Source organism: Paraburkholderia caffeinitolerans, assembly GCF_902859945.1.
GTDB lineage: Bacteria > Pseudomonadota > Gammaproteobacteria > Burkholderiales > Burkholderiaceae > Paraburkholderia > Paraburkholderia caffeinitolerans.
Genome location: NZ_CADIKL010000005.1, coordinates 227,017 through 251,561 on the forward strand (window position 1 = coordinate 227,017; position 24,545 = coordinate 251,561).

A 24,545-nucleotide genomic window follows, 5' to 3' on the forward strand; every position below is an offset into this window, starting at 1 on the left:
TTTCGACTTTGCTTTGCTACGTTGAGGCGGAGTACCTTTGGGCTCTCCGCCCTTCTACATTTACTTCGCCAACCAGGCGTTGAAGCGTTGCGTCAACGGACCGATGTTGTCAGTCCAGAAATCGGCATCGAGAGGAACAGCCGATTTCATGTTTTCCGTCGCGGTCGGCAGCTCAGCTGCATACTGCGGCGGCACCAACGCCTGGGCTTTCGTGTTCGTCATACCGTAGGCGATGTATTGCGGGAGCTTTGCCTGGACGTCAGGCTTGCTCGCGTATGCGATGAACTTCATGGCGTCGGCCTTGTTCGGGGAGCCCTTCAGAATCACCCACGAATCGACAGCGTAGATGCTGCCCGGGAACACAAACTTGAAGTTCTTCTTCTCGCTGCGGTCAATACCGGTGATACGGCCGTTGTATGCCGCGGTCATCACGACCTGTCCGGAAGCAAGTAGTTGCAGCGAAGCAGCACCTGCGTCCCACCAGATGAGGTCGCCCTTAAGCTGGTCGAGTTTCTTGAACGCACGGTCGACACCTGCCGGCGTGCTCAGGACCTTGTAGACGTCCTTCGGGGCAACACCGTCCGCCATCAGCGCGAATTCGAGCGTGTACTTCGGACCCTTGCGCAGCGCTCGCTTGCCCGGGAATTTCTTCGTGTCCCAGAAGTCTGCCCAAGAAGTCGGAGCGGACTTGAGCACGTTGGCATCGTACGAAAGACCAGTGGACCAGACCATCGTGCCAACACCGCAATCGCTCACAGCGGTCGGGATGAAGCTCTTCTTGCCGCCAAGAGCCGTCCAGTCCAGCTTCTCGAACAGGCCGTCTGAGCACCCTTGACCGAGGTCCTCAGATTCAACTTCGACCACATCCCAGTTCGGCTCGCCTGCTTTGAGCTTTGCCTGGATGACGCCGATACCGCCGTCCCAGCTCTGGTCCAAGACAGGTTTGCCCAAGATTTGCTGGAAGGGTTTGAAGTTGATTTCGCGCTGGGCGTCCTGGAAATTGCCGCCCCACGAAACAACGGTCAGGTCTCGAGCCTGAGCGACAGAGACAGCGCTCAGGAGCGCGCCGGCCACACAACAACTCGTGAGCAGTTTGAGTTTTGATACCACGATTGAACCTCTAGGATGAAATGGTCGTCGCGCAACCTGATGGATGCGACCACAGCGAGGTGGTTTCTGTCGCATCTCACTCGATTGTCCGTTTCTTCGACCGGACGTTATAAACTCCGGTAGACCAGAATATTTGTCACCAAAACTCACCCGTCAAGTTTTAATTACACGTGGACGCAAAATCATCCATAGACACAACGTTCGGCATCAGGGTTACCACCTAAAATCTACGCGTTAACCCTGCAAACACTAGGCTCTGACCGATTTCCAAGGTTCGCTTCCCTCCTTGAAATTTTGCTCCATGAAGCTCAGGAAAGCGGACACACGGCGACTCAGATGCTTGTGTTTTTCGTAGAGTAGATAGAGCACTTCGTCCTCTTCATTCAGCTGCCCCTGCAGCACTTCTTCAACGGTGCCGGAGCGCAAATCACTGCTGAGGTGATACTCAGCAAGCCGCACGATGCCGGTGCCTGAACGCGCGAGTGCGAGCAGCATGTCTCCGTAATTAGCGCCGTACTGACGCCTCAACCCAGCGTCATCATCAACACTCAACGACTCTAGCCAGACGTTCCAAGGTGTGCGTTGCGTAAAGTTCAGCGTGACGTGGTCTCGCAATTCCTCCAGCGTCGATGGACGTCCGAATCGGCGCAGATACATCGGCGATGCACAGGCGAGCCACCGACTGGTGGCGAATCGCTTGGCGACCAGTGAGGTGTCGGGGAGATTTCCGCTCACAATCGCAACATCCAACTGTCGGTCGAGAAGCGTCCGCGTTTCGTTGCTGAGAGCGAACTCAATGCGGATTCCCGGATATTCGTGCTGGAACCTCGGCATCAGAGGCGCGAGCTGATAGATGCCAAAAGTCGGCAGACAGCCGATTCTCAGTGTCCCCGTGGGTGTTTGCGTGGCAGACGATTCCGCCTCCTGCAATGCGACCAGCGCGCGGCGCGCGGCTTCAAGAAAATTCACACCCTCCCGGGTCAAGGTAATGCCCTTCGAAGACCTGCGAAGCAGCGTGCTGCCGAGGCGCTCTTCGAGCCGCGTCATCGATTTGCTCACCCCAGAGGGCGTTAAATCAAGGCGTCTCGCGGCGCTCGAGAAATCCCCTGACTCGGCTACCTCGACGAATGCAGACAGCTCTGCAAATTTATCCATAGTTCACCTATGACTGACCGTCACAATCACCTTGATCGTAGGTGCCTCGACGTCTACCGAGCCGGACACTACAGTGACTACACCCCACATCAACGAGGCAAGCAATGTCCGACGAAATTTTTCGCGCGCCGGTGACGAAACCCGACCGCACCAAAGTCCCCTTTCAGTTACCGCAACCGGCAGGCGTCAAGCCGGAGGTCTACATCCACAACGCACTGGACCTCGACAGCGACGAAAACGAGTGGGTGTCCCAAGCGGAAGGCATCAGCTTCAAGCCCCTGCTGTTCGACGCAACCAGCGGTTATTTCGTCAACATCTTGCGCGTACGTAAAGCGGGCGTGCTCTCGCGCCATCGTCATAGCGGCACCGTTCACGCTTTCACTCTGCGCGGCCGCTGGCACTATCTTGAGCACGACTGGGTTGCCAAGGCCGGCGACTACGTGACCGAACCGCCCGGCGAAACGCACACCCTCGTTGTTCCCGATGACGTCGAAGAGATGATGACGCTCTTCCACGTGACGGGCGGCTACACTTACGTCGACCCGTACGGCACGACGCTCGCCGTCGAAGACGTGTTCACGAAAATCGAGCAAGCCCGTAAGCACTTTGAGAACATCGGGCTGGGCGCTGACTACGTCAACAAGTTCATCCGCTAACGAAGGGGTCATCGAGCCACGTTTCTTGACTCGACGCTGAAAAGGCGCAACCGGAAACGGAGCGCCTTTTTTGCATGGCGACCTTTCCCGGAACGCGCACGCCTTCCCGCTTCCCCAACAAAAAAGGGCGCCGGCAGCGCCGACACCCTCAAACAACCTTGCTTATGCCCCGGATGCGACGGGGATATCGGCCATCGCCTCAGCAACGCGGTCGAAGATTTGTTTCATTTCCTCGACCACGCCATCGTCATGCGAGAACGAAAGGTACATGCGGCCGTACGGCGACGGCATGATGAGGATGCCTTCGCGCCGTAGATGAAGGTGCAACGCCATTGACAGCTCGTTGTTCACCAGCACCAAACCCTCGTCGTAAGTGGCGGGCGGTTCGTCGCTGAACCAGATACTGAATACATTGCCGTATCCGCTCGTCGACACCGTCTTGCCGTGTCGCCTGAAGCTTTCCACGATGGATACGCGCAGCGAGTCACCTCGCGTACGAAGTTGGTGATAGTCACATTCATCGAGTGCAGGCATCGTCGAGAGCACCGCTGCGCAAGCAATCGGGTTACCACTGAACGTGCCACCTCGCAGCGCGCGCCCCTCTTCCGCCACCTTCATGATTTCGGCCTTTCCGATGACAGCTGAAACCGCAATACCGCTGCCGATGGCCTTGCCCACGGACACGAGGTCTGGGTCGATGCCATACAGATGCGACGTGAGGCCCGCGTGCAGACGGAAGCCCATGAGCACTTCATCGCAAATCAGCAGCGCGCCGTGCTTGTGCGCAGTTGCCTGCAGATGTGCCAGGTAGCCTTCTTTGGCAGGGATACATGCCGCGTTCGCAAGCATGGGCTCGACCAGGATGGCCGCGATGTCATTGAATTCGGTGAACAACTGGTCGACATCGTCGAAGTCGTTGTATCGAATGACCGTCACGAAGTCATTGGCGGGTCGATGACCTGGCTTGAAGCGTGCCTCCGCTGAGCCAACATTTCCAAAGACCACCCCGTCGAGCCATCCGTCAAAGCCCGCTGCAATTTTGACGATTCGACGCTTCCCAGTCGACGTGCGCGCGATACGCAACGCAAGGTGAACGGCTTCGCTACCGGAATTTGTGAAAATCACCTTGTTTAGCTTGCCGGTGCGATGCACGAGGGCTGCTGCCGCAGCCTCTTCGCTCGAATGATTCACCGCCGGAAGAGGGTTCGTCATCAACGCCTTCGATGCGGCCTCAACGATTGCGGCAGGCGCATGCCCAAGAATCGTCCCCCCGAAACCCAGGACCGTATCGATATATCGTTTGCCCGTTTCGTCCCACACATACGGACCATTGCTGCGGGCAATAGCGACCGGCTTTCCGTCCATCAACGGAAAACAGCGAGCGGAGCTCGAAACATCACCAACGAGATAAGCCATTTTGCTTCCTTGTGCAAATCGGACACGGTCGCCGCTACCACAGCGTCGACATCGATTACCTACCCCATGCTCATGACGCGCGTTCCCAACGCCCGGTGCCTAACTGGATATCGCGTGGAAACCCGTGAAAAAGGCTTGCAGGGAGATTTGACTGGAAGTGTGCAGGTGGACGAAAAAACGGTCAATGGTTTTTTTATCATCCACCCAGCTTCCGCGACAAAAACCCGGCTGACCGCGGGGGATGTCGAAGGACTGCGGGGCTCAAGACGACGGAATCGGAGCACAAGACGCCAACTGACCCTTGATACGGCCCTTGGCGAGAAGACGGGACGCGTTGCCCAAGCTAAGTCTATGTGTTTGCTTAACTTTTGTGGCAGTGTACTATTTGATACTCATGGATGTTAAAATATCCACCAACCTGGCTACCGCCAAAGGACCAGTCATGCAGCAGGCAGCTGTACCGCGCGATGCCGAGGAGCGCACGTCGAAGGCCAAGGCGCGAGACTCCGGCGGCGCAAAGCGAAAGGTAATAACCGCAAACACAATCCCAAATATCGAACGCGCGCCCGTCGACGAACCATCCTCAGATGACCTGAATATAGGAAACAGGCTACGCGAACTTCGAATCAAACATGGGCTAAGTATTAGGGCGCTCGCGGAAGTTGCGGGCTTGACACACAGCACGATTGGGCAGATTGAAGCCAACAAGACCAGCCCCTCGGTCGGCTCAATGAAGCGCATCCTTGATGCACTTCGCATCCCAATGAGTCAGTTCTTTGCAGATGCGGAAGCCCAAACCGAGGAGCAGATATTCTTCGGTAAAGACGAGCTGATTGAACTTGCCGACGGCAAGAGTCTCTCCTATCGTCAGATTGGCAAAAATCTGAGTGGTAAGGCAATCATGATGCTGACGGAGTGCTACGCGCCCGGCGCAGATACCGGTGAGCCCTATTCGCATCAGGCTGAGGAATGTGGGGTCGTTATTTCCGGCAAGTTGATGATTGTCGTAGGCGGCCGCGAACGCTGTCTTTCCAAAGGTGAGGCGTACTACTTTGACAGTCGCATACCCCATCGGATGTTTAACCCGTTCGACGAGGTGTGCGAAGTTATCAGTGCAGTTTCCCCACCGACTTTCTAAGTGGCTTATGGGCTCGCAGCGGCGCGACAGATGATGAGCACAGGCCGCGAGGTTATTGCTCGTTTCGATGAAACCCTGGTTGCCACATAACCCCATCGGTGCACATACCACAAGCCGTTGACCGACTGGACCAAAAAGTTGAACACCCCCACTTTCACGCGGCTGCGCCGCCTCCGCCGTTCTCCGGCCCTTCGCGAACTATTCACCGAGGTCGAGTTTTCACTGGACGACCTCGTGCTCCCGATTTTTGTTGACGAGGGCACAACCGACTTCACGCCGATTAAGTCGATGCCAGGCGTATCTCGCATCCCCGAGAACAAATTGGAACGCGAGATTGAAAAGTATGCGCGAGCCGGTATCAAGTCGGTGATGACATTCGGTATATCCCATCACAAGGACCACGCTGGCAGCGACACGTGGCGCCCCGACGGGCTGGTCGCACGCATGGCGTCTCGCATCAAGAAGTCCGTCCCGGACATGATTGTTATGTCCGACACCTGCTTTTGCGAATACACAACCCACGGTCATTGCGGGGTGGTGCACAACGGTGATGTCGAGAACGACGCCACGCTCCTGAACCTTGGAAAACAGGCTGTGGCTGCGGCGCAAGCAGGTGCCGACGTTATCGCACCGTCCGCTGCCATGGATGGCCAGGTTGCCGCTATACGGGCAGCGTTGGATGCCAATGGCCTGACGGGCACCCCGGTGTTCTCGTATTCGACGAAGTTTGCGTCCGCCCTGTACGGTCCGTTCCGCGAAGCGGCTGAGAGTGCACTTCTAGGGGACCGAAAGGCCTACCAGATGAATCCGATGAACCGCCGGGAAGCAGTCCGCGAATCGCTCGCGGACGAAGCCGAGGGTGCCGACGCGCTGATGGTTAAGCCGGCTGGCGCCTATCTGGACATCATCCGTGAGATTCGCGATGCCACTCGTCTTCCACTTGGCGCTTACCAGGTGAGCGGAGAGTACGCCATGATTAAGTTCGCTGCGGCGGCTGGGGCGATTGATGAAGCGCGCGTGGTGCGCGAAACGATTGGCGCAATCAAGCGCGCCGGCGCCGACATGATTTTCACCTACTTCGCGATGGACCTCGCGCTGCAAGGCATTTGACGCGCGCTATCATCAAACGGAGGCTGCAGCGCCTTGGCGCCGCAACGTCCCACCGCATATTTGGCACGCAACCCTTGCGAGGGGCTCGGATGTCAGGTTGCTTCAACCTGTCGGGCGACGTCCAGAATCGTCGAAAGAAAGACGAGAACGCCGCCTACCCCCTCGTTTCCAACGAGCAGGTAGCGGCACTCTTAGGCGCGTTCTGGGGCTTTAGATGACGTCGTAGTTGAGGCGAATCTCCGCCGCGATACGGTGAGCATCCAGAGCTTCACGGTGCGACTGCCGCACACAGATAGGCGCAATCACGTCGACGGCCTTTTGCTCGACCCATTGATGAGTGACTGTCTTGATGAAGGAGCCTACCCATAGGCCGCCGGTGTAGCGGCCAGCACTGCGTGTCGGCAACGTATGGTTCGTGCCGGCAATTTTGTCGGAGAACACGACCGACGCCTTGTCGCCAATAAACAGCGAACCGTAATTTGTCAAGCGTAGCGCGAGTTCCTTCGCGTTCTTCGTATGGATTTGCAAGTGCTCCGCCGCAAATTCGTCCGAATAGGCAATCATCGACTCCTCGCTATCGCACAGGACGATGCCTCCGTGCTTGCGCCAGGCAGGCTCAGCAACCTCACGCGTCGACAGGATAGCCAGTTGACGGTCCATCTCGCGTAGCGTCGCTTCACCGACTTCACGCGATGTCGTCATCAGAATTGCACGAGCTTCGACATCGTGTTCGGCTTGGCCGAGCAGGTCAGCCGCGAGTACCTTCGGGTCGGCCGTTTCGTCAGCGAGAATGCCGATCTCGCTCGGGCCGGCCAGTTGGTCAATGCCGACCAGACCAAACACCTGACGCTTCGCTTCGTTCACGAACTTGTTGCCCGGACCGACAATCTTGTCTACGCGCGGAATCGACTCCGTACCGTAGGCCAGCGCGGCAATCGCTTGTGCGCCGCCGACCTTGAAAATCTTGGTCGCGCCAGAGAGGTGTGCAGCATACAGAACTGCGGGGTGCACATTCGGCGGCGTACACACGATGATTTCCTTGACGCCCGCGACCTTTGCGGGGATGACGGTCATCTGGGCCGACGAGAGCAGTGGATAGCGGCCACCGGGTACGTAGCAACCAGCACGCTGGATCGGAATCAGGCGGTGGCCGAGGTGCAGCCCCGGAATGGTTTCGACCTCGAGGTCTTTCATCGTCGCCAGCTGCGCCTTCGCGAACTGTGTCACGCGTTCGATGCCGAACTTCATGTCTTCAAGTAGCTTGTCGTCGCACTGCCGACCAGCAGCTTCGATTTCCTCCGCGGTGACTTCGATGGCTTCCTGGTCGAACTTGTCGAACTTCTTGTTGTACTCGCGAAGCGCTGCATCACCCCGAGTCGCCACATCCTTGATAATCCCGGCGACGAGGTCTCGCAGTTGATTCTCTTCGGCGGTCGTTACGGTCGACGGTTCTTTAATGTACGTGGTGCCCGGAATGGCGCTCATGTTTTGCCTCAATGACTTTGACACAGTTGATGGAAAAAACAACGGTACTACTGGACGTTTAAACGCACATCTGGACTTCGTCTTTCCTATGCCGCCCCTGGTCAGGGAAAGCAGTTGCACCGGTAATTGCTGGGAATCGCGGAGAGAACGGCCTGTCGGCGTATGTGGCGCGTCGGAGCAAACTGGAAACGAACGAAGATTCATATGGACGTTATAACGCCCATATGAACACAAAATACTCCGCCGCTGCATCAGTGTTTTTCCCTAGAGCCTATGCGTCCGGTGCATAAGATGGGCGAATTGGACGGGCCTTGACGGCGTCGAATCCCCTCTTCAGGTAGCGAAGAAGTGGAAATTTTAATTTCCATGGGTGTTTATGCCTGCGTCGAGCGCTGCGACGTGGAACAGTCGATAGGTTTCTCGACAGAGAAAGGTAGAGGTTTACCCGCAAAAGGCGTCGATACGGCTGAAGAAGGGCTGGCGAGGGTTGACGTCCAAATTCGCAACGGACAATATACAGTCCATTAGCCTGTTTTAACGTCCACCCGGTTCGGCATTGCGGAGCCGCGCAATCAGCCCACGGTTTCTAGCAACCGCACCAACCGCCACGCACTCATCTATGTCCAGTCTGAAACGAACCCTCTCCCTATCGTCACTTGTATTGCTCGGCGTAGGTTTGATGGCGCCCATCATTGTTCTGGGAACGTTCGGGATTTTGTCGCAAGCTAGCGGCGGCCGGGCACCTCTGTCGTACCTCGTGGCACTGGTTGCGATGTTTCTCACCGCGCTCAGTTATGCGCACATGTGCCGCGCGTACCCGGTTTCGGGCTCCTCGTACACGTATGTGAGTAAGGCCATCGACCCGCGCCTGGGGTTTCTCACTGGTTGGTCCATCCTGCTCGACTATCTGTTCTTACCGATGGCTATTTGGCTGATTGGTGCCGCGTACCTGCACTCAGTCATTCGAACGGTGCCGCAGTCCGTTTGGCTGCCGGGCTTCATTGTTATTTCGTCTGCCATCAACATTATTGGTCTGAAGCTCGCAGCCAAGCTGAATGTGACACTGCTGGTTTTGCAGTGCCTCGTTATGATTGCGTTCGGGGCGCTGTGCGTCCACTACGTTCTCGGTGACCCAACGAAGCCTCTGTTTACGCTCACTCCGTTCGGGAGCAACGGTGCTAGCCTCCCCCTCGTGATGACCGGTGCGGGTATCGCCTGCTATTCGTATCTCGGTTTCGACGCAGTAAGTACACTGACTGAGGAGACGAAAGACCCTCAGCGAACTGTACCTAAGGCGATTTTGCTAGTGACCCTGATTGGCGGCGGCATCTTTGTGGCGATGTCTTACATCGTTCAAGTGGCGCATCCCTCCACGTCTTTTGTCGACGCAGATTCCGCGGCCAACGAAATCGCGAAAAACATCGGCGGCGACGTTTTCGTTATGTTGTTTCTCATTGGCATGGTCGTTGGCCAATTTGCATCGGGCATCGCTGCTCAAGCCAGCGCCTCTCGGCTTCTCTTCGCGCTGGGTCGCGACTCGGTGTTCCCAAAAAGGATTTTTGCCTACCTTAGCCCTCGCTTTCAGACGCCAGTGTTCACGATTCTGTTGACCGCAGCGTTCGCATTGCTTGCGCTGAAGATGGACGTCACAACCTCGACATCATTCATCAACTTCGGGGCGTTTCTTACCTTCACCCTCGTGAACCTCTCCGTTATCTTCCATTATCGGTTGCGGCTTGGAACGCGCGGGATGAAGAGCACGGTCATGCATGCATTGCTTCCGGTGCTCGGTATTGCCTCCACTATCGCACTGATGTTGAGCCTTGACCGCAACGCAGTGATGCTCGGACTGTCGTGGCTCGCCATCGGCGTCGTCTATCTGGGATATCTCACGCGCTTCTTTCGAGTCCCGCCGCCCGAGCTTCATATGTCGAACGGTGTTCATTGACGTAATTGCCGTGCTTTTTTTATCGAGGTTCACATGCGAAGCAAAACATTTTCCGCTGGCGCCACTGACGATCGGACCGCATTATGCAGGCACCTGAGCACTCCGGAAGCTAGATCGGCTGATTCGAGTTCATATCGAAAGCTGTTGTGCGCGCCATTGTCGACCATCGCGCGGAACATCGACGAACGGCCAGAGGCATCCGACGCGGCTGTGTTGGGATACAACTGACGAAGATTGTGGTCCGCCGACTCGCAGTTGGGAGCTGAAAAGCTAGTCACGGTCGGAAAAACAGCGACAAGAAATTGGCCCCAGTATCCGAGCAATTGGGCAAGCTATTCAATCGAAGATACGATTCCTCCACATCTCCGAGGAGTGGATTCGGCCCGCCAACGCGCGGGCTCTTTTTTTGAACGAGCATGCGCAACAGCTTGGGGGGCAAGTCCCTTCGCGACACCTCATTGATCGCGACCTTCGCAAAAGCAACCCCGCGGCGGAGTTCGCGTACGCCGTCGCGTGGCCAAACGAAGATCCCCGCCTGGACTATCTAAGCGAAGCCGCGGACCTGCATCTGCAGAAGCTTGTTCAGCCACAGCCTACCGACTCTTTGGCCCAGCGCCGCGAGCGCACGATTATGGCCCGCCTGCTCGGCACCGACATCACAGCCTCGGAACTCAGGTCCACCCAACGCGGCCACGTCGTCCTCAACCTCGTTCGTGCACATCTCTACGTACCCCGGCGCCGCCTGCGCGCCGGGCGTCGGGTTCCCGTTGCACACTTCAACGTTGTAGCGCGTGAAGCCTGGTGCAGTGGGCACGACACGCTAATGGCCCTGGTGCTGTTTGAGATCTGTTTGGCCGGTGCGATCTAGGTGTTCTACTTTGGTGCGGGCTGGTGTCAATCGAACTAAACACGGAACCCCATCACAGGCTTCAAACCCGCCTCAATTACGGGGCGGATCCAGCCCGGCTACATCTTTCTACCAATCTAGGGTGATTTAAGCTTGCAACTCTCCAGGAATTTGAACTAATGTGCTGCTCAGCATCTCGGATGCGGCGATAGTCGCTGGGTAAACATCGCTCTTTCATAGGACAAGTTGGGCAGGCGCTGGACCAGTGAACCCCCAGAGTCCTATCATGTTCACCGGTCGTAAGTCGATAGATGGCTCGCTCGCCGGCAGGTACGGGAACTCGTTGGCTTGGTCAATGATCGCCAGCGGACGTGATCGGGCTACACAATAGGTGCAAGCGCCGCCATCTGCGCCCAACGGGGCGTATTAAGCGGCGGCGCTAATCTCTATTTCGACAAGGTAACGAGGACCGCGCTCGTCGGCTCAACTGCTACGTTAAACGCGCCGTTTTGCGCTGCCGCAGTCTCCGCATACTTGATACCGACGGGGACGCCATCCACGCTACCATCAAAGGTCTGACCCCCAAGGCTAATTCCGCTCTTGGACGTAAAGGCCGGTGCACGCATGCGTTCAATCGCCGCGCTCGTAAAACCGGGCACATTCACGCTGACGTTTCCGTAGTTTTGCTGATCCTTGTTGATGATCAACACGTTGACCTTTTTCGTCGTCGGGTCAAGCGTTGCCCATGCCTTCAGATTCGCAGACGTCGTGAGCGTCACGGGCAGAAGGCTAGACTGGTTCTCTGCCGCCTCTGCAAATAGGAGCATCCCGTAATAAAGTGCCTGGACCGTCCGGAGCGAATAGCCATTGGACCATTGGGTACCGGAAGGAGGCGTCCACGTCTTGACCGCGATATTCGCCAGGTTGCTGTACTGAGCTTCGGGAATGTTGAAGTTGAATGCTCCATAAACATCCCAGGCACTGAACCTGTTCCAGTTCTTCGATATCATATTTACGCCCGTTGCCCCTGCTTTCGCGTACTCAAACATGGCGTCAGGTGCCCAAAGAGCCTCCTCAAACGCGTTGCTAATGCCGTCCTGCCCCTCGCACGATATTGAATTCATTTCGTCAATCCGGTACGGCTTGTCTGCTGCCTTTGCGACCGCTGCGAACGGTACAGCGTATGAAGGATTCGTCGATGACGAGGATGCTTGAAGAAGCAGACCGGATTTCGGCGCCCCCCCGCAAGCACCTCCCGTTGTGATGTAGGAATGCTGGCTGACGTTTGCCATGACGGATCCAGACTGGTTCAAAAGATTTGTCAATCCTGCTGCCGAAAGGAAGGATCCTGCGATCGCAGCTGTAGTTGGATCCTGTGGGTAGAATGCGTCGGAAGGTGCTGTGAACAACGGGCTATTAGGCACATTGCTCAAAATTCCCTGTGTGAACGCACGAACCTCATTGGTATATTGAGTGAAGGAATACGGGGAGGTTCGAACTCCCTGATACGCGTAAAGGTCTGGTTCGTTTCCCAGTTCAATCGACTGCAAGGAGCCGGCAGGCATGTCGTGCGTATATTCCCTAACCTGGTCCGATCCGAGCGTCACATTGTTCGCGGCAAAGTTGATCCCCAAAATGAACGTAGCACCGGATCCCTCTGCCGAGAGATCATTTGCAAGCTGTGCAAAGGCTCGCACGGTTCCCGAATTTGGCTCGGTGGTCGAGTCACTAACTGTGCCGCCTATTCGGATTGATACCGGTCCACCGCCGAATTTCGTTATGTTCTTCAACAACTGCCGATAGATCGGATTAACACTGATTGCAGGGTCACCCATCAATAGTTGGGCTTGTCCCCACGGATGTGAGAAGCCGATGTAACCACTCGGGATTTGTGTTCCCGGATGAGTTGGATCGACTGTGACTGTTGCCATCGGGGTGGAACTGGCGACGCTCACGGCTATTGTCTTCGTAAATATTCCACCAGACGAATTGGACGCGGTCAGGGTATATGTGGTGCTTTGCGATGGTACGACGACCGCCGAGGACGCCGCGGTTGCTGACACGCCACTTAGCGTGACGCTTTGGGCGTTTGGCGCGCTCCACGAGAGCGTGACTGCTTGTCCCTGGCTAACTGCGGTTCTGTCCGCGGAAAACTGAGCTATGGGATTGGTTCCCACATCCGAACCACCACAAGCAGTCAGGAGGGTTGACGCGACCGAAAATGCAAGAAACCACGGGTACCGCCCGCACCTTCCGAGGGAAAGTCCAGCACCCATATCAGCCGCCGTGAGCTTGTCCTCGCAGGAGGCAAGCTGACAAATCGAGGTTGATGTCTTCGCGTTCCTCATGAAATCCTCCTATATTAATTTGATTTGCTGTCTGTCTCGAAAATTATCTTTCACCTTACCGACCGGCTTATTGGAGTCCGTTGGAAGGCGAGCTTTTTGTCTTTTGGGAAATAGATTTCCCCCGCTGAGATTCATAACGTAACGGGGCGGAATCGGGGTTAAGACTTCCACCTATTAAACTCGATGCATAGGTGAACTACATGTTCCGATGTCAAAATTTGCTCGCGATACCGAGCATAACTACGACCTGATTCGGTGTCGACGACGGTGTGAGATTTTGAGAATCGCCGACAACTGGAGCGGCAGCCACAATTGTCTTGATACCACTGGCACCGAGGGTCTTTCCGGTCGCGTGAGTGAACCCCTCGAGCGCATAGAGCGTCGTTCGTTTGGAAAGCAAATAGGCCTGCTTAAGGGAAAACAGAAGATATTTTGCGCGATCTTGGATAGTGTTGGCCTTCGACGCGACCGTGTAGCTCACTGCAGCGGCCGACTCCAGGTCCGGACGTATGCGATAAGTCCCGAAGATGCCGTAATTATTGAAGACTGCGGTGTCAAGGAACGCCGACTGGTTACCCGGGAGATACCGAACGTTCGCATAGACAGCTCCGAGTCGGAGAGCTCCGATCGTGTAGTTTGCCGCGATCGCAGCATCCTCAATCCGGCTAGCAGTAAGGTAACCTTGATTGACGACCGTCGTTCCCAGTGATGCACTTGAAGTTGATCCGAACACGACGCCCGGCTGTGCATTATCCATCCGCAAGTAGCCCGCTGCGACTCCAAGCGGACCGGAAGAATACTGCAGTGCAGCGCTGATAGTCTGTCCACTACCGATGCTGCCCGGGTTCCCGCCAAAGCCATACATTGCGCTAGCCTGAAGGCCGCGAAAGACCGGCGAGGTGTAGGTCACAGAGCTATTGGCGCGCGTGGTCTTGTCCAGGCTGTCGATGTCGCCTGGTTGCGCTCCCACCGCACCAGCCATGGTCGCAGCGGGTGCAAGAGGACCGACGAGCAGGAAATAGGGGGTGTACTGACGTCCCATCGTGACGGTCCCGTATTTCTGGTCCCTCAGCCCCAGGTACGCTTGTCGATTGAAGATGAGGCCAGATGTCGTCGCAGCACCAGAATTCATATCAAAACTCGACTCGACCTGGAAGATCGTTGCCAAGCCGCCGCCGAGGTCCTCTACCCCAGTCAATCCCCAGACTGACGTCGTGAGATTTCCCGAGCGCAAGTAAACGTTGGAATGGCCTTTCTGATTGTTCACATACGTGACTGCGTCATCTACCGCACCGTAAAGCGTTACGCTACTCTGGGCGAACACATTCGTGCCGTACATCGCTGCCAACAGCACACCGTGGTTCAGTGTCTTGCTTTTCATCTACTCGCCTCACGCTCTATGGATAGTTAATTGTCGAAAGTGTCTTATGGGCTGCCTCAAGCCTGCTGACCTAGCCCGGTGATCCGAATCTCGTTATTTCTCTTGGAAGGAACCATTACCCAGAGGACGATGGCCCCGAGCGCGTCGAACATCACGAGACAGGCGAACAACGGGTTGTATCCGATCTTCGTGGCGAGCGCCCCGATGATCAGGGAGAAGACTGAGCTTCCTAACCATGCCGCCGTGCCTGTCCATCCGCTGGCCGTTGCGACTTCTTCGCGCTGGAAGACGTCAGCAGGAAGTGTAAGAAGTGCCCCGGAAAGGGCCTGGTGCGCAAAACCGCCGATACAGAACAGGAAAACTGCTACATATTTGTCGGTAGCCAATCCGATGCACGCGGGTCCGATCATAAGGAGCGCGCCAAAGACCACCACCAGCTTGCGCGAGGTCACGAGATGAACGTTAAACCACTTCTGAAAACTCGGGCAGAGGTATCCTCCCACGATGCTGCCCAGATCTGCCGCAAGGAACGGCAACCACGCGAACATGCCGATCTCCTTGAGGCTCATGTGCCGAACGGATGAGAGGTAGATTGGAATCCAGAAGCTGAAGGTCGCCCATGCTGGCGCTGCGAGAAATCGTGAAATCATGATTCCCCACAGGACACGGGAACGCAGCATAACGGTCCAGTGGCCTTTCACCTTCTGAACGATCGCTTGCCCTTCGATGATGGTTGAGCGCTCGCCAGAGCCAAGCCATTTGTGCTTTTGGGGAAGGTCGTAGACTGCGAGCCACACGACGACCCAAATCAAGCTCAGCCCTCCGGTGACGATGAACGCCATTTGCCAGTTGTAGTGGAGGATGCACCACACGACCAGAGGTGGTGCGAACATGGCCCCGAGAGATGTTCCTGAGTTAAACCATCCTGTCGCAATCGACTTTTCCTTGTCGGGAAACCATTCAGAGACGACCTTGACCGATGCTGGAATCACTGCGGATTCTGTGGCGCCAAGGAGTCCGCGGAAGAACGCAAAAGAGATCCATCCCGTCGCCAGCCCGTGCAGCATGTTCGCCAATGCCCACGCAACTGCGAATACGGCGAAGCCAATTTTTGTACCGACGATATCAAGCACGTAGCCGCATAAAGGCTGCACAATCATGTATGCCCCTTGGAATGCGGAAACGATGTAGGAATATTGTTCAGTCGAAATGCTGAAGTGCTTGTTAAGCTCCGGAATGGCGACGGACAACGAACTCCGTGAGAGGTAGTTCAGCGTTATGCCCGCCGAAACCAGTCCTATGATCCACCATCTAAGCCCTAAAACCATTCGCTCCTTCATTCCTAGTCTCCGTTCTCTCTTGATGTGAGTTCTATCGACTCGATCAGGCATCCGACGGATAGGAAAGGCAATCTCGCCAGTCCCGTCTGGGTGCCGTCGAGCCTCATATGTCTTGGTACGGCTTCCCCGAGGGATAGGTCGCCGTCCTGTCAGAGGTCTGTTTGTTCGCTGTGGTCGATGCGGTGACTTCTTTCTCCGCTGCCCGCCAACTGGGCGTTCCCTAGTGCACACAACGCAACCTACCTGGCCATTGCGCCGCTCTTCTCCGGGTTGACCAGAGGGGGCGGCGGATAATGAAGGCCGCGCTGATTCGCGAAAGTGCGCGAAGCCTCCGGCGTGTATTCGTCCGGCTGATATCCAATGAGGCGCCCATCCGTGACCCACGCTTCGTCGCATCCGTACAGGCATTTTGCGAGTTCATGCTCGAGTCTTGTTCGAACTTTGGCGTATGCCGGATCGACCGATAAATCGAGCATTTCGGTTGGGTCCGCGGTGAGATCAAAAAGCTGTATCTGGTTCCCCGCGGGATACCAGATCAACTTGTGTCGCCCGTCGTGCATCATGCGGGTCGCGCTTCGCATCTCTCGGCATTCACCATAGAGAAACTCGCGGCGCTCGGCGCCGACGGCTGACATACCGTCGAGCGTTTCCGGAATTGGAAGGCCGGCAAGATCGAGCAAGGTCGGCATGATGTCCTGAAGGGCGACGAGACGGTCGTCTGTAACGCCGCGGCCGATTCGCTTGCAGCTCGCCGTTCCGACGAGGATGAATGGGACGTTCGCGGCGCGTTCATAGAACACGCACTTGCCCCAGAGGCCGTGCTCACCCAGCATGTCTCCGTGATCAGAGACGAGTGCGATCACCGTGTCGTCAAGAATTCCCTCGTCACGCAGAGTACCGAACAGTACCCTTATCTGATGGTCGATGTGGGTGCACAAGGCGTAGTAAGCCTGCCGGATTCCCCTTAAAACATGGGCGCTATGCTCCGCCGGCCAGTATGCGCGTACGATCTGAAGAGCCTGTGGTAGCGTTTCAAGCCTTTCGGACCAGGTACCGGCATTTGGTTCGTCGATCGGCAACCTGTCATACATTTCGATGTAAGACGCGAGCGGCGCCAAAGGTGGGTGCGGATGCGTGAACGATACGTGCCAGAATCCCGGCCGGTCCGGATCTCGGCGCTTGATTGCCCTCGCAGCCGCGCGCGCCGTCCAGTTTGTGACGTGGTGTGCCTCTTCTAGATGCCACGGGCGGAACATGTAGTCGTTGTTCGACATTCCGTGCATGAATTGTTCGCCTGCGTGCCCATGTTCGGTTAGGTAAGTATCGTAATCGTCAGTCGTACCGAGTTCCAGTCGACCTTCCTCCGCGAGAATCGTGTCGTCGAAGCCGATTCGCGCGCGTTGCGGAAACACGTGAAGCTTGCCGATCGCCGTTGCCTGATAGCCGGCATCGCGAAAACATTGGGCCAGCAGTGGCCCCTCGGGAAGACGCTCTGCAGGCTTGAACGAGCGGTCACCGTGCCCACGCGGACTCAGTCCCGTCATCATCGATCGCCGTGCCGGGATACAGATGGGCGATTCTGAATATGCCCGGGTGTAACGCGTACCGAGGCGCGCAAGATGATCGATAGTTGGTGTCAGCACGGAGGGATGCCCGGCACAACCGAGCAAGGCTCCGGGCCACTGATCAACCGCGATAAACAAAACGTTTGGCTGTGCCACGTCGCTCCTCATAGATCGTCAGAATTTTTACAATGCCGCCAGGTGATAATCTAGCGATGAAAGCGCCATCCACCTAGATGCAAGATGGTCAATCCAGACATAGCTTGAAAGGTATTCCATGGATATGGATGTGCAGTTGTGGAGACTGTTTGTGCAGATCGTGGAGTATGGAAGCGTTACCCGCGTCGCGAGCGCCCGCGACGTGGCGCAGTCCGTGGTAAGTCGCCAACTTGCGACAATCGAAAAGATTTGCGGCGGCAGGCTTTTCGAGCGTACTGGCCGCGGTGTCAGGCTCAACGAAGCCGGCGCCCGTATATACCCGCGAGTTGTTGCATGGTTAGAGGAAGGCAATCAGCTTTCGCGCGACGTACGCCGCGCGGCAAACATGCCGGCGGGAACGGTTAAGGTGGGCATACTATCGTCAATTAGCAGAGACTTTACGAGTTCCCTTTATGAGCGGATCACCGAAGCATTTCCGGAGATCCATTTGCACATTTTTGATGGGCCTGGGAGACAAATATCGGAGTGGCTTGAGGCTCAAGCAATCGATTTTGGCGTTGTGCTGAGAAACACAAAGGAGGAACGACGCTCGGATATACGCATTGGTACGCTGTCGACCGCGCTGATTGGCCCCCCGGGTGATGTCCTAACGAGTTCGGCGACCGTTGAGTTTTCCAAGCTAGCCGAAATACCTTTGGTTCTTGCAGGGCATCCAAATGTCTCCCGGGATCTGCTGGAGCATCATGCCCGTCGGAAGGGCATCAAGATAAACGTGCCAATCGAATGCGATTCGATTCCGCTTCAAAAACATCTAGTGGCTACCTCGCACATCTATGCAATCCTTGGGCGACATGCTGTCCGCGAGGAACTGCACGCCGGCCAACTGCAGGCATCGAAGATCGTGTCCCCGAGCCTCACACGTTCAATCGTTTTGAGTTACGTGGAAGGACGCACGCCTAGCGCTGCTTCCCGAGCGGTTATCGATATCGCCCGCGCGATCCTTGTTCCCCTGATCATTGAACCGTAACCGCCGAACGCCATGGCCTTCTGCCGTTGGCCGTAGTTGTCGGCCACGCAAGTTACGCGGACGAGCCATAGGCGTTTACTACGGCACCGATTGGCGCTATCCGCAAGCTGCTTGCCAAAGCCGAGTGGTCGGCGGCCACGCGTCGTTGGCCATGTCGAATGTTTCGACAGGCTGACTCACGGCCCCATCGCGGATTTGCGATTGTGTCATCTGAGAGGTACTAGCATGAACAACGCAAAGACCTGCGCGGCCATGGTCACTTGCGTTGTGGGGCCGTTATGTCATTTGTCAGTGAAGCTTGACCTGAGGCATTGCAGCGCGGCGGAGGCCATGGACGACGAGGTCGACGAGTGTGCGGCGAAAGCCTGACACTGAGACGAGATGCTTCCGATAGAGCGCGGCGTACATCACCTTCGCCACCCGACCTTCGACCAGAATGTTCCGGCCGACGACTCCGCCCATCAGACTGCCAACGGCAGACAAAGAGCCTAGCGACACGAGCGAGCCGTGGTCGGTGTAGATGAAGTCGCCAAGACGACGTCGTTCAACGCGCGCACGAAGGGCCTTCGCCAGAAACGCCGCCTGTTGATGCGCTGCTTGCGCGCGCGGCGGCACCATACTGTCTTCCTTCCACGAGCAACTTGCACAATCACCAAAGGCGAATACGTTCGGGTCGGTTTCGCTCTGAAGGCTTCGCGAAACCTTCACCTGGTTGATGCGATTCACCGCGATACCGTCCAGTGACGCCAGCACATCCGGCGCCTTGATGCCTGCGGCCCAAATGATGACGTCTGCTGGAATGATTCTTCCGCTCTCCGTTGTGACGTCGTGTCGCCCGATTTCCGTGACCGGGTCTGCTACTGACACTTCAATCCCCATCTTTTTGAGCAATTCAGTCGTAGTTTCGGCAACTCTGGTCGACAGAGCAGGAAGAATTCGGGGGCCGGCCTCAAGAAGAGTTACATGGATATCGCTATCTCGCCCAAAGCCATGAAGGCCGAACTGGCGGAACGCCTTCTCCGTCTTGCGCAGTTCGGCGGACAGTTCGACGCCCGTTGCGCCACCACCGATGATTGCGACGTGCACGGCAGATTGGGTGCCCGAGACGTTGCGGGCAGCTTTTTTCACGCAAGTCTGGAGGAGCCTGCGCCTCAATCGTTCGGCCTGCGCCAAGGTATCAAGGGGTATCGCATTTGACTGCGCACCCGGCACCCCCAAGAAGTGCGTTTGACTGCCCAAGGCAAGAACGAGCGTGTCGTACCCAATGCTTCGCGCGGGCAAAATCTCCTCCTTATCGCCTTCGGTGTCGAACATGGGAGCGAGACGCAGGAACTGCGACGCGCGCTCCAGCCCGACCATTTCGCCGCGGACAAATTCGAAGTGATGCCAATGAGCTTGTGCTGCATACTCAATCTGATGTGCATGCGCATCGAGACTTCCTGCTGCCACTTCATGCAACAGCGGCTTCCAGACATGGGTCGGGCAGCGGTCAACCAGGGTGATGTGGGCTCGCTTCGATTTCCCGAGCTTGTCGCCAAGACGCGTAGCTAATTCAAGGCCGCCCGCGCCGCCGCCCACGATTACGATGCGATGCATCACAAGCTCCTTTTGTTAGTTGTAGCCGAGAATCGCGACAGACGAAACATCAGCACGGTCGGAGATATTGCTCGCAAGTGCGTTCATTGGAGCCTGCAGCATCACTGCGTAAAGCGAAGCCTTCTTATCTGCGCTAACGCGCACGACAGCCTCAGCGCTGCGGGTTGCAAGATACGGGGACACGGCGATAACAGGGGTTTCGAACGAGTTCATTTGTGCACCAATAGGTTGATGGTTAGGACGACTGGCGTGGCTACCAACCCGTCCGGGGAATTCGCTCGGACGACAACAGGCCATGAGCCAACACTTTCTGAGCCACAACAACCATCTGATATGTCGATGTGTTTCACGAGAATCACAGTCAGTTGCAAGCCCATGTCACAACTATAGGAAGTCAAATTAAGAAAAAAAAGACGACACTTTTTGACTCTATAGGAAGATTTTTCTTTCTAGTTATCGTCTTCTTGAATATGGCCCAGGAAACGGCGACCTGCCGCTTCAGGCGCGGTTTAAGGCGACCGGGTCACTTGTACAACCCGTGCGTGGGTCCGGCATCATCGGCGGCTCGCGCAAGAACCTTCACGACTTTGAATGGCGGTTTGTTCCTATGCAGGTTTTCAACTGGAGCGCGGCACGCCCGGAGCGCCGCTTGAGCCCGCGAATGCGATGAGGACGGCGATGAGGTGAGTCTGAACGTGAGCGCAACTTGAGCTGCCTCGAAAGAACAGCGCCATGTCCGTAATATGGCGCCGCCCGGAGTTGCTTCGCTTAAAAAAACAAAAACCCCACGCTCGTGAGGTCTTATTCCCTAACCGTACATAGTATGGAAGTGAATGGCCGTAACGGGCTTCAAATATTGAATCTTTAGCTGCGCTCGTTGCGATGCATTAATACATCGCAATGCATCGTAACTATCAAGCGCCGATGACAACATCGGCGCTTTTTTCATGTGAATTTGGGAAGTTCGTCGCCCAGTATCTTGCGAAGCGCGCGGGCAAAGCCCACCTCGAATACCGTTCGACCACGCTCGTTGACGATTTCACCGTGGCTGCCTTCCTTCAAACCGCGCTCTTCGAGGTAGTCAGCCGACACCGCCTTCTGCAAGGCTTCGCGCTCAGACGGTGTAAGTTTCGCCGATAGAGCGAGCAGGGGAACCCGCGGAGCACCGGGGGCAGCAGAAACCGTCGCGTCCATGGGACGCCGCTCCACGGTCACCAGCGTGTTGGCTTTCAGCACGTTGATTTGAGCCTTGAGCTTGTCGCGCTCAGCGATGATGGCCTGCACGATGGAGCGGATGGCTGGGTCCTCGATACGCATCAGATATTCATGGCTCGCCAGGGTCTTCGGCAGCTTAGGCGCGGCTGGGCCGACATACGCGGCCCAGGCTTCGATGAGCGTGCGGTAGTCGGCAGACGGAGCGTTGTAGAGGGCACGCCCCTTCAGAATACCCTCGGCTTCCGCTAGACGGCCGATGTTGGGCAGCGAGAAGTCGCGCGAGCCCGCCGCATGCTGCCGGCGGCAAAGTTCGTGCATCTTCGCTAGGTTTGCTCGTCGGTTCGAGCGCCCGCCCTTGTCGAGCAGCGACCCCAGCACGGCGTCCGGGTGAATGTCCGTCACGCCATTCATGTTTCATCTTCCTTCAGGGACCAGAGCGCGGTGGGTAACGACTGGGCCGATTGCGCGGCGGGTAGCAGCGAGTCGAGGTCCACGTCGAAGCGCTGGCTGAGACGCGCGCCTGCGTCCATTAGGCGAATCACCTCCCTCTGCCCCAGCGCGGGATTTTCAGGGTTCATCTGCTGGGCAAGTCGTCGCATAAAGGCGTTGCCCGCGAGCAGTTGATCATGCTCGCTCAGCAGCATGAACACGGGCGGTAGGTCGTCGCGATAGAGTACGCTATCGAGCAACTGGCTGCGACGGAATACCGCCTTGCCGGGCTCTAGGTCGGGGTAGGCCTCGACGCTGTCGCAGACAACGGCCAGCTGGAGCAGTTCGGACTCTATCTCGTCGAAGGCAACCTGCACATCACTAACCGCGCCGGCCGTGACCAGTTGCATCCCGTCGCCAGGGGGAGCTTCTAGTGAGGACTTGCAGCGTTCGATGAGACGCCAGCAGGCCACTAGGTCTTCCGCCAGGTCGCTGAAGCGTTTCATTACGCTTTCCCACACTCGTTCGGCCTGCCGGTAGGCGTCCTGGCGAGCGAACGGCTGCCCTGCGTCCTCCGCATCCGCCTTCTCCTTTTTCAAACCATCCAGCTCCTTTTCGCGAGCAAGACAGGCGTTGCGGGACTCGTCGAAGTGATAGGCAAGCGTGTTGAAATGCGCTGCCAGCGCAGGTAAGTGGTGCGGCTCGGTCACGAACCAGCGGCAGCGCACGCAGTTGCGACTGCCGCCAGGAACAGGAGCATACTTGGCTCTCACTGACGAACCACCCTTGGCGATCATCGGCCCGCCGTTGTAGCAGCCACCCACTGCGCTGTTGTCCTCGAATTCGCTGGTGTTGCCGCCGACCAAGCACAGCCCGTGATGCATTGGCATCCAGCCCAACGGGTTGCGCGTGGCCGGGTGCTGGGGGATCGCCGCAGCAAGACTTGGTACGCTGTTGCAGATGGCCCTTTGCAACAACTCGTCGTGCTCGGTGTCGAGCAGGAAGTTCTCAATACTCCTTTCTTTGCCAGCCTCTAGCCGCTCGGCGGCACTAAGCAATACGTCGCGAATATGCGTCGCGCCGGGCTTGGTGTAGTAGAGCGTCATCAGCAGGCGGCTGTGGCCGACCAGCTTTTGCAGTATCGGAAACGGTACCTGCCCTTCCAAAGCCAGCGCGGTAATGAGGGAAACACGCAGGCTGTGAAGTGGGAAGAGCGTTACGGTGTAGTCGTTGGTACCGCTCTTGGCCCTTACTTCCAATGATGGAAGTAAGTGAATGGGCGACCCGTTGCGGTGCGTTTCTCCACGCTCAGCCAATCGCAATTCCAGTGAAGCAAGCAGGAGAAACCATGGTTTGTCCAATGTATCTGCGGTCAGCGGCAGATAGTGTTCGCCGTCGCGTGCTTCCGGCATGCGGAATAGAAAGCAGGCGTCGGGATAGCCCGCCAATTGCATTGCGCTTTTCGCATGAAGGTGGCGGGCGTCCAGTTTTGCCCAGGCTGTGCGCCGCGCGACGGGGTTGTACTTCTCTTGCCAGTTACGCAACTTCTCCAGCCAGTAAAACACGTCTTGGTGCACCGGCCCGCTAGAAGACCAGGGCAGCACGTAGCCCTTGTCAGGACCGGACTTGGCGATGTCGGCGGTCTTGTTGGTGTTGATATAGAGCACAGTTGGCACGGCCTCGCCATCGGTAAGCGGGTTGCCGCGGCGAAACACCCCTTGCTGCAAGGGCCGTCGTTCGCTGCCCTGTGCGAGCCGATTCGGGTTTGGCGCCCAGCCACCTTTCGCGTAACGCCATGTATCGGCTTCGCCTGAGTCGAGCATGCGGACCTGGAAGGTGCGCAGTGGCAGGATGAGCTTTACCAACAGCGCGATCCAGCGCACCGGACTCCACATCTCCAGCACCTCGCCGCCGCGATAGTTAGGGGTAGCCAACTTGCGCACCCGCCACACGCAATCCGGGTCGCTCGGATCTATTTGCGCCTCGGTCACTTCGAACCAACTGCCTGCGCCGCGTCCGCGCTGGCCGGTATCCGCGCCCATGGCGCGCTGCGCCCACTGCCAGTCCCGTAAGTGTGGACCTGCAGCGAGCATCTGGCGCAGTTCGTCGATGTAGCCGTAGGGCAGCGGAGAATGCACACTTTCGTCGCGCGTGGGCTGGCCGCCCTTGGACATCCGAGGCACGGGGTTTCGAAAGGCTGGCGAGACTTCCGGTTGGCCTTCGTCACCGGTTTCGCTGAACTCGCGCAACAGCACAAAGTGCAGGAAGGCCTGGACGTAGTTGTTAGTTGTGATGCCTCTTCGAGAATCAGGGCAGGCTGTGCGGTAGAAGTCGGGCAGAACCGTGCCGCGAGCCAGGAACGTCGCCGGATCGAGCGGAACACCCTGCTGGCCAAGGTAGCGCTCGAAGAAAGACGCCAAGGCCGTGAGTCTGTTCCCGACGCCTCTCGTTTCCCCTTTGAGCCATTCCGTCGCCAACGCGCGCCAGACAGACAGATGCGGATAATCGCGCTCGACCCAACCTAAGTTCACGTCGTTAGCACGCGTTATCCCTTTCACTTTGCGGGCGACGGCAGTAGATGCCGTGGGCGTAGTCGTTGTATTGCCGTCGGTCATGCTGATCT

General features: G+C 57.1%; 18 protein-coding genes. 6 read left to right on the forward strand and 12 right to left on the reverse strand.

Annotated elements, in window-relative coordinates; all coding sequences use genetic code 11:
* Positions 1-60 precede the first annotated feature (60 nt).
* Complete coding sequence (locus HV773_RS06985; protein WP_229758337.1) at positions 61-1,074, reverse strand: ABC transporter substrate-binding protein; 1,014 nt, start codon at positions 1,072-1,074, stop codon at positions 61-63.
* A 285-nt stretch (positions 1,075-1,359) separates the two neighbouring features.
* Positions 1,360-2,265: a LysR family transcriptional regulator gene (locus tag HV773_RS06990; RefSeq protein WP_115783725.1), complete on the reverse strand. Its 906-nt coding sequence runs from the start codon at positions 2,263-2,265 to the stop codon at positions 1,360-1,362.
* 104 nt (positions 2,266-2,369) lie between these two features.
* Between HV773_RS06990 and HV773_RS06995 the strand changes: the two genes are divergently transcribed.
* A complete protein-coding gene (locus HV773_RS06995) occupies positions 2,370-2,921 on the forward strand; it encodes a 2,4'-dihydroxyacetophenone dioxygenase family protein (protein ID WP_115783726.1) in 552 nt (183 codons plus the stop codon).
* A gap of 162 nt (positions 2,922-3,083) precedes the next feature.
* Here the strand turns inward: HV773_RS06995 and HV773_RS07000 are convergent, their stop codons facing one another.
* The gene (locus HV773_RS07000) at positions 3,084-4,337 is read right to left on the reverse strand and encodes an aspartate aminotransferase family protein (protein ID WP_115783727.1); all 1,254 of its coding nucleotides are present in this window, start codon (positions 4,335-4,337) and stop codon (positions 3,084-3,086) included.
* Positions 4,338-4,779: 442 nt separating this feature from the next.
* On the opposite strand from HV773_RS07000, the gene HV773_RS07005 reads away from it, so the two are divergent.
* Positions 4,780-5,475 carry a cupin domain-containing protein gene (locus tag HV773_RS07005; RefSeq protein WP_115783728.1) on the forward strand — a complete coding sequence of 232 codons (696 nt, stop codon included), beginning with the start codon at positions 4,780-4,782 and terminating at the stop codon, positions 5,473-5,475.
* Positions 5,476-5,613: 138 nt separating this feature from the next.
* Positions 5,614-6,585 (forward strand): porphobilinogen synthase, encoded by a 972-nt coding sequence (hemB, locus tag HV773_RS07010; RefSeq protein ID WP_115783729.1) that lies wholly within the window; start codon positions 5,614-5,616, stop codon positions 6,583-6,585.
* Between the two features lie 210 nt (positions 6,586-6,795).
* Here the strand turns inward: hemB and hisD are convergent, their stop codons facing one another.
* Complete coding sequence (gene hisD / locus HV773_RS07015) at positions 6,796-8,070, reverse strand: histidinol dehydrogenase (RefSeq protein ID WP_115783730.1); 1,275 nt, start codon at positions 8,068-8,070, stop codon at positions 6,796-6,798.
* 619 nt (positions 8,071-8,689) lie between these two features.
* Here hisD and HV773_RS07020 point away from each other — a divergent pair.
* A complete protein-coding gene (locus HV773_RS07020; RefSeq protein WP_115783731.1) occupies positions 8,690-10,018 on the forward strand; it encodes an APC family permease in 1,329 nt (442 codons plus the stop codon).
* A gap of 406 nt (positions 10,019-10,424) precedes the next feature.
* Positions 10,425-10,886, forward strand: coding sequence for a hypothetical protein (locus HV773_RS07025; RefSeq protein WP_115783732.1), 462 nt, complete (start codon positions 10,425-10,427; stop codon positions 10,884-10,886).
* 425 nt (positions 10,887-11,311) lie between these two features.
* On the opposite strand, the gene HV773_RS07035 is transcribed toward HV773_RS07025, so the two are convergent.
* The 4 genes from HV773_RS07035 to HV773_RS07050 form a co-directional block, all read right to left on the reverse strand.
* The gene (locus HV773_RS07035) at positions 11,312-13,213 is read right to left on the reverse strand and encodes a glycosyl hydrolase family 79 C-terminal domain-containing protein (RefSeq protein ID WP_115783733.1); all 1,902 of its coding nucleotides are present in this window, start codon (positions 13,211-13,213) and stop codon (positions 11,312-11,314) included.
* 211 nt (positions 13,214-13,424) lie between these two features.
* Positions 13,425-14,594, reverse strand: a complete 1,170-nt coding sequence (locus HV773_RS07040) for a porin (protein ID WP_115783734.1) — start codon at positions 14,592-14,594, stop codon at positions 13,425-13,427.
* A gap of 56 nt (positions 14,595-14,650) precedes the next feature.
* A complete protein-coding gene (locus HV773_RS07045) occupies positions 14,651-15,934 on the reverse strand; it encodes an MFS transporter (RefSeq protein ID WP_115783735.1) in 1,284 nt (427 codons plus the stop codon).
* A gap of 239 nt (positions 15,935-16,173) precedes the next feature.
* Positions 16,174-17,655 (reverse strand): sulfatase-like hydrolase/transferase, encoded by a 1,482-nt coding sequence (locus tag HV773_RS07050; RefSeq protein ID WP_229758336.1) that lies wholly within the window; start codon positions 17,653-17,655, stop codon positions 16,174-16,176.
* 118 nt (positions 17,656-17,773) lie between these two features.
* On the opposite strand from HV773_RS07050, the gene HV773_RS07055 reads away from it, so the two are divergent.
* On the forward strand, positions 17,774-18,682 hold the full coding sequence (locus tag HV773_RS07055; protein WP_115783737.1) for a LysR family transcriptional regulator: 909 nt from the start codon (positions 17,774-17,776) through the stop codon (positions 18,680-18,682).
* Between the two features lie 288 nt (positions 18,683-18,970).
* Here the strand turns inward: HV773_RS07055 and HV773_RS07060 are convergent, their stop codons facing one another.
* The 4 genes from HV773_RS07060 to gmtZ form a co-directional block, all read right to left on the reverse strand.
* Complete coding sequence (locus HV773_RS07060; RefSeq protein WP_115783738.1) at positions 18,971-20,278, reverse strand: NAD(P)/FAD-dependent oxidoreductase; 1,308 nt, start codon at positions 20,276-20,278, stop codon at positions 18,971-18,973.
* Positions 20,279-20,293: 15 nt separating this feature from the next.
* On the reverse strand, positions 20,294-20,491 hold the full coding sequence (locus HV773_RS07065; protein WP_115783739.1) for a hypothetical protein: 198 nt from the start codon (positions 20,489-20,491) through the stop codon (positions 20,294-20,296).
* 732 nt (positions 20,492-21,223) lie between these two features.
* Entirely contained in the window at positions 21,224-21,904 is a 681-nt protein-coding gene (gmtX, locus tag HV773_RS07070; protein WP_175194378.1) for a gamma-mobile-trio protein GmtX, read from the reverse strand.
* The gene (gmtZ, locus tag HV773_RS07075; RefSeq protein WP_175194379.1) at positions 21,901-24,537 is read right to left on the reverse strand and encodes a gamma-mobile-trio integrase GmtZ; all 2,637 of its coding nucleotides are present in this window, start codon (positions 24,535-24,537) and stop codon (positions 21,901-21,903) included. Before gmtZ ends, gmtX begins: the two co-directional genes overlap by 4 nt.
* Positions 24,538-24,545: the final 8 nt, after the last annotated feature.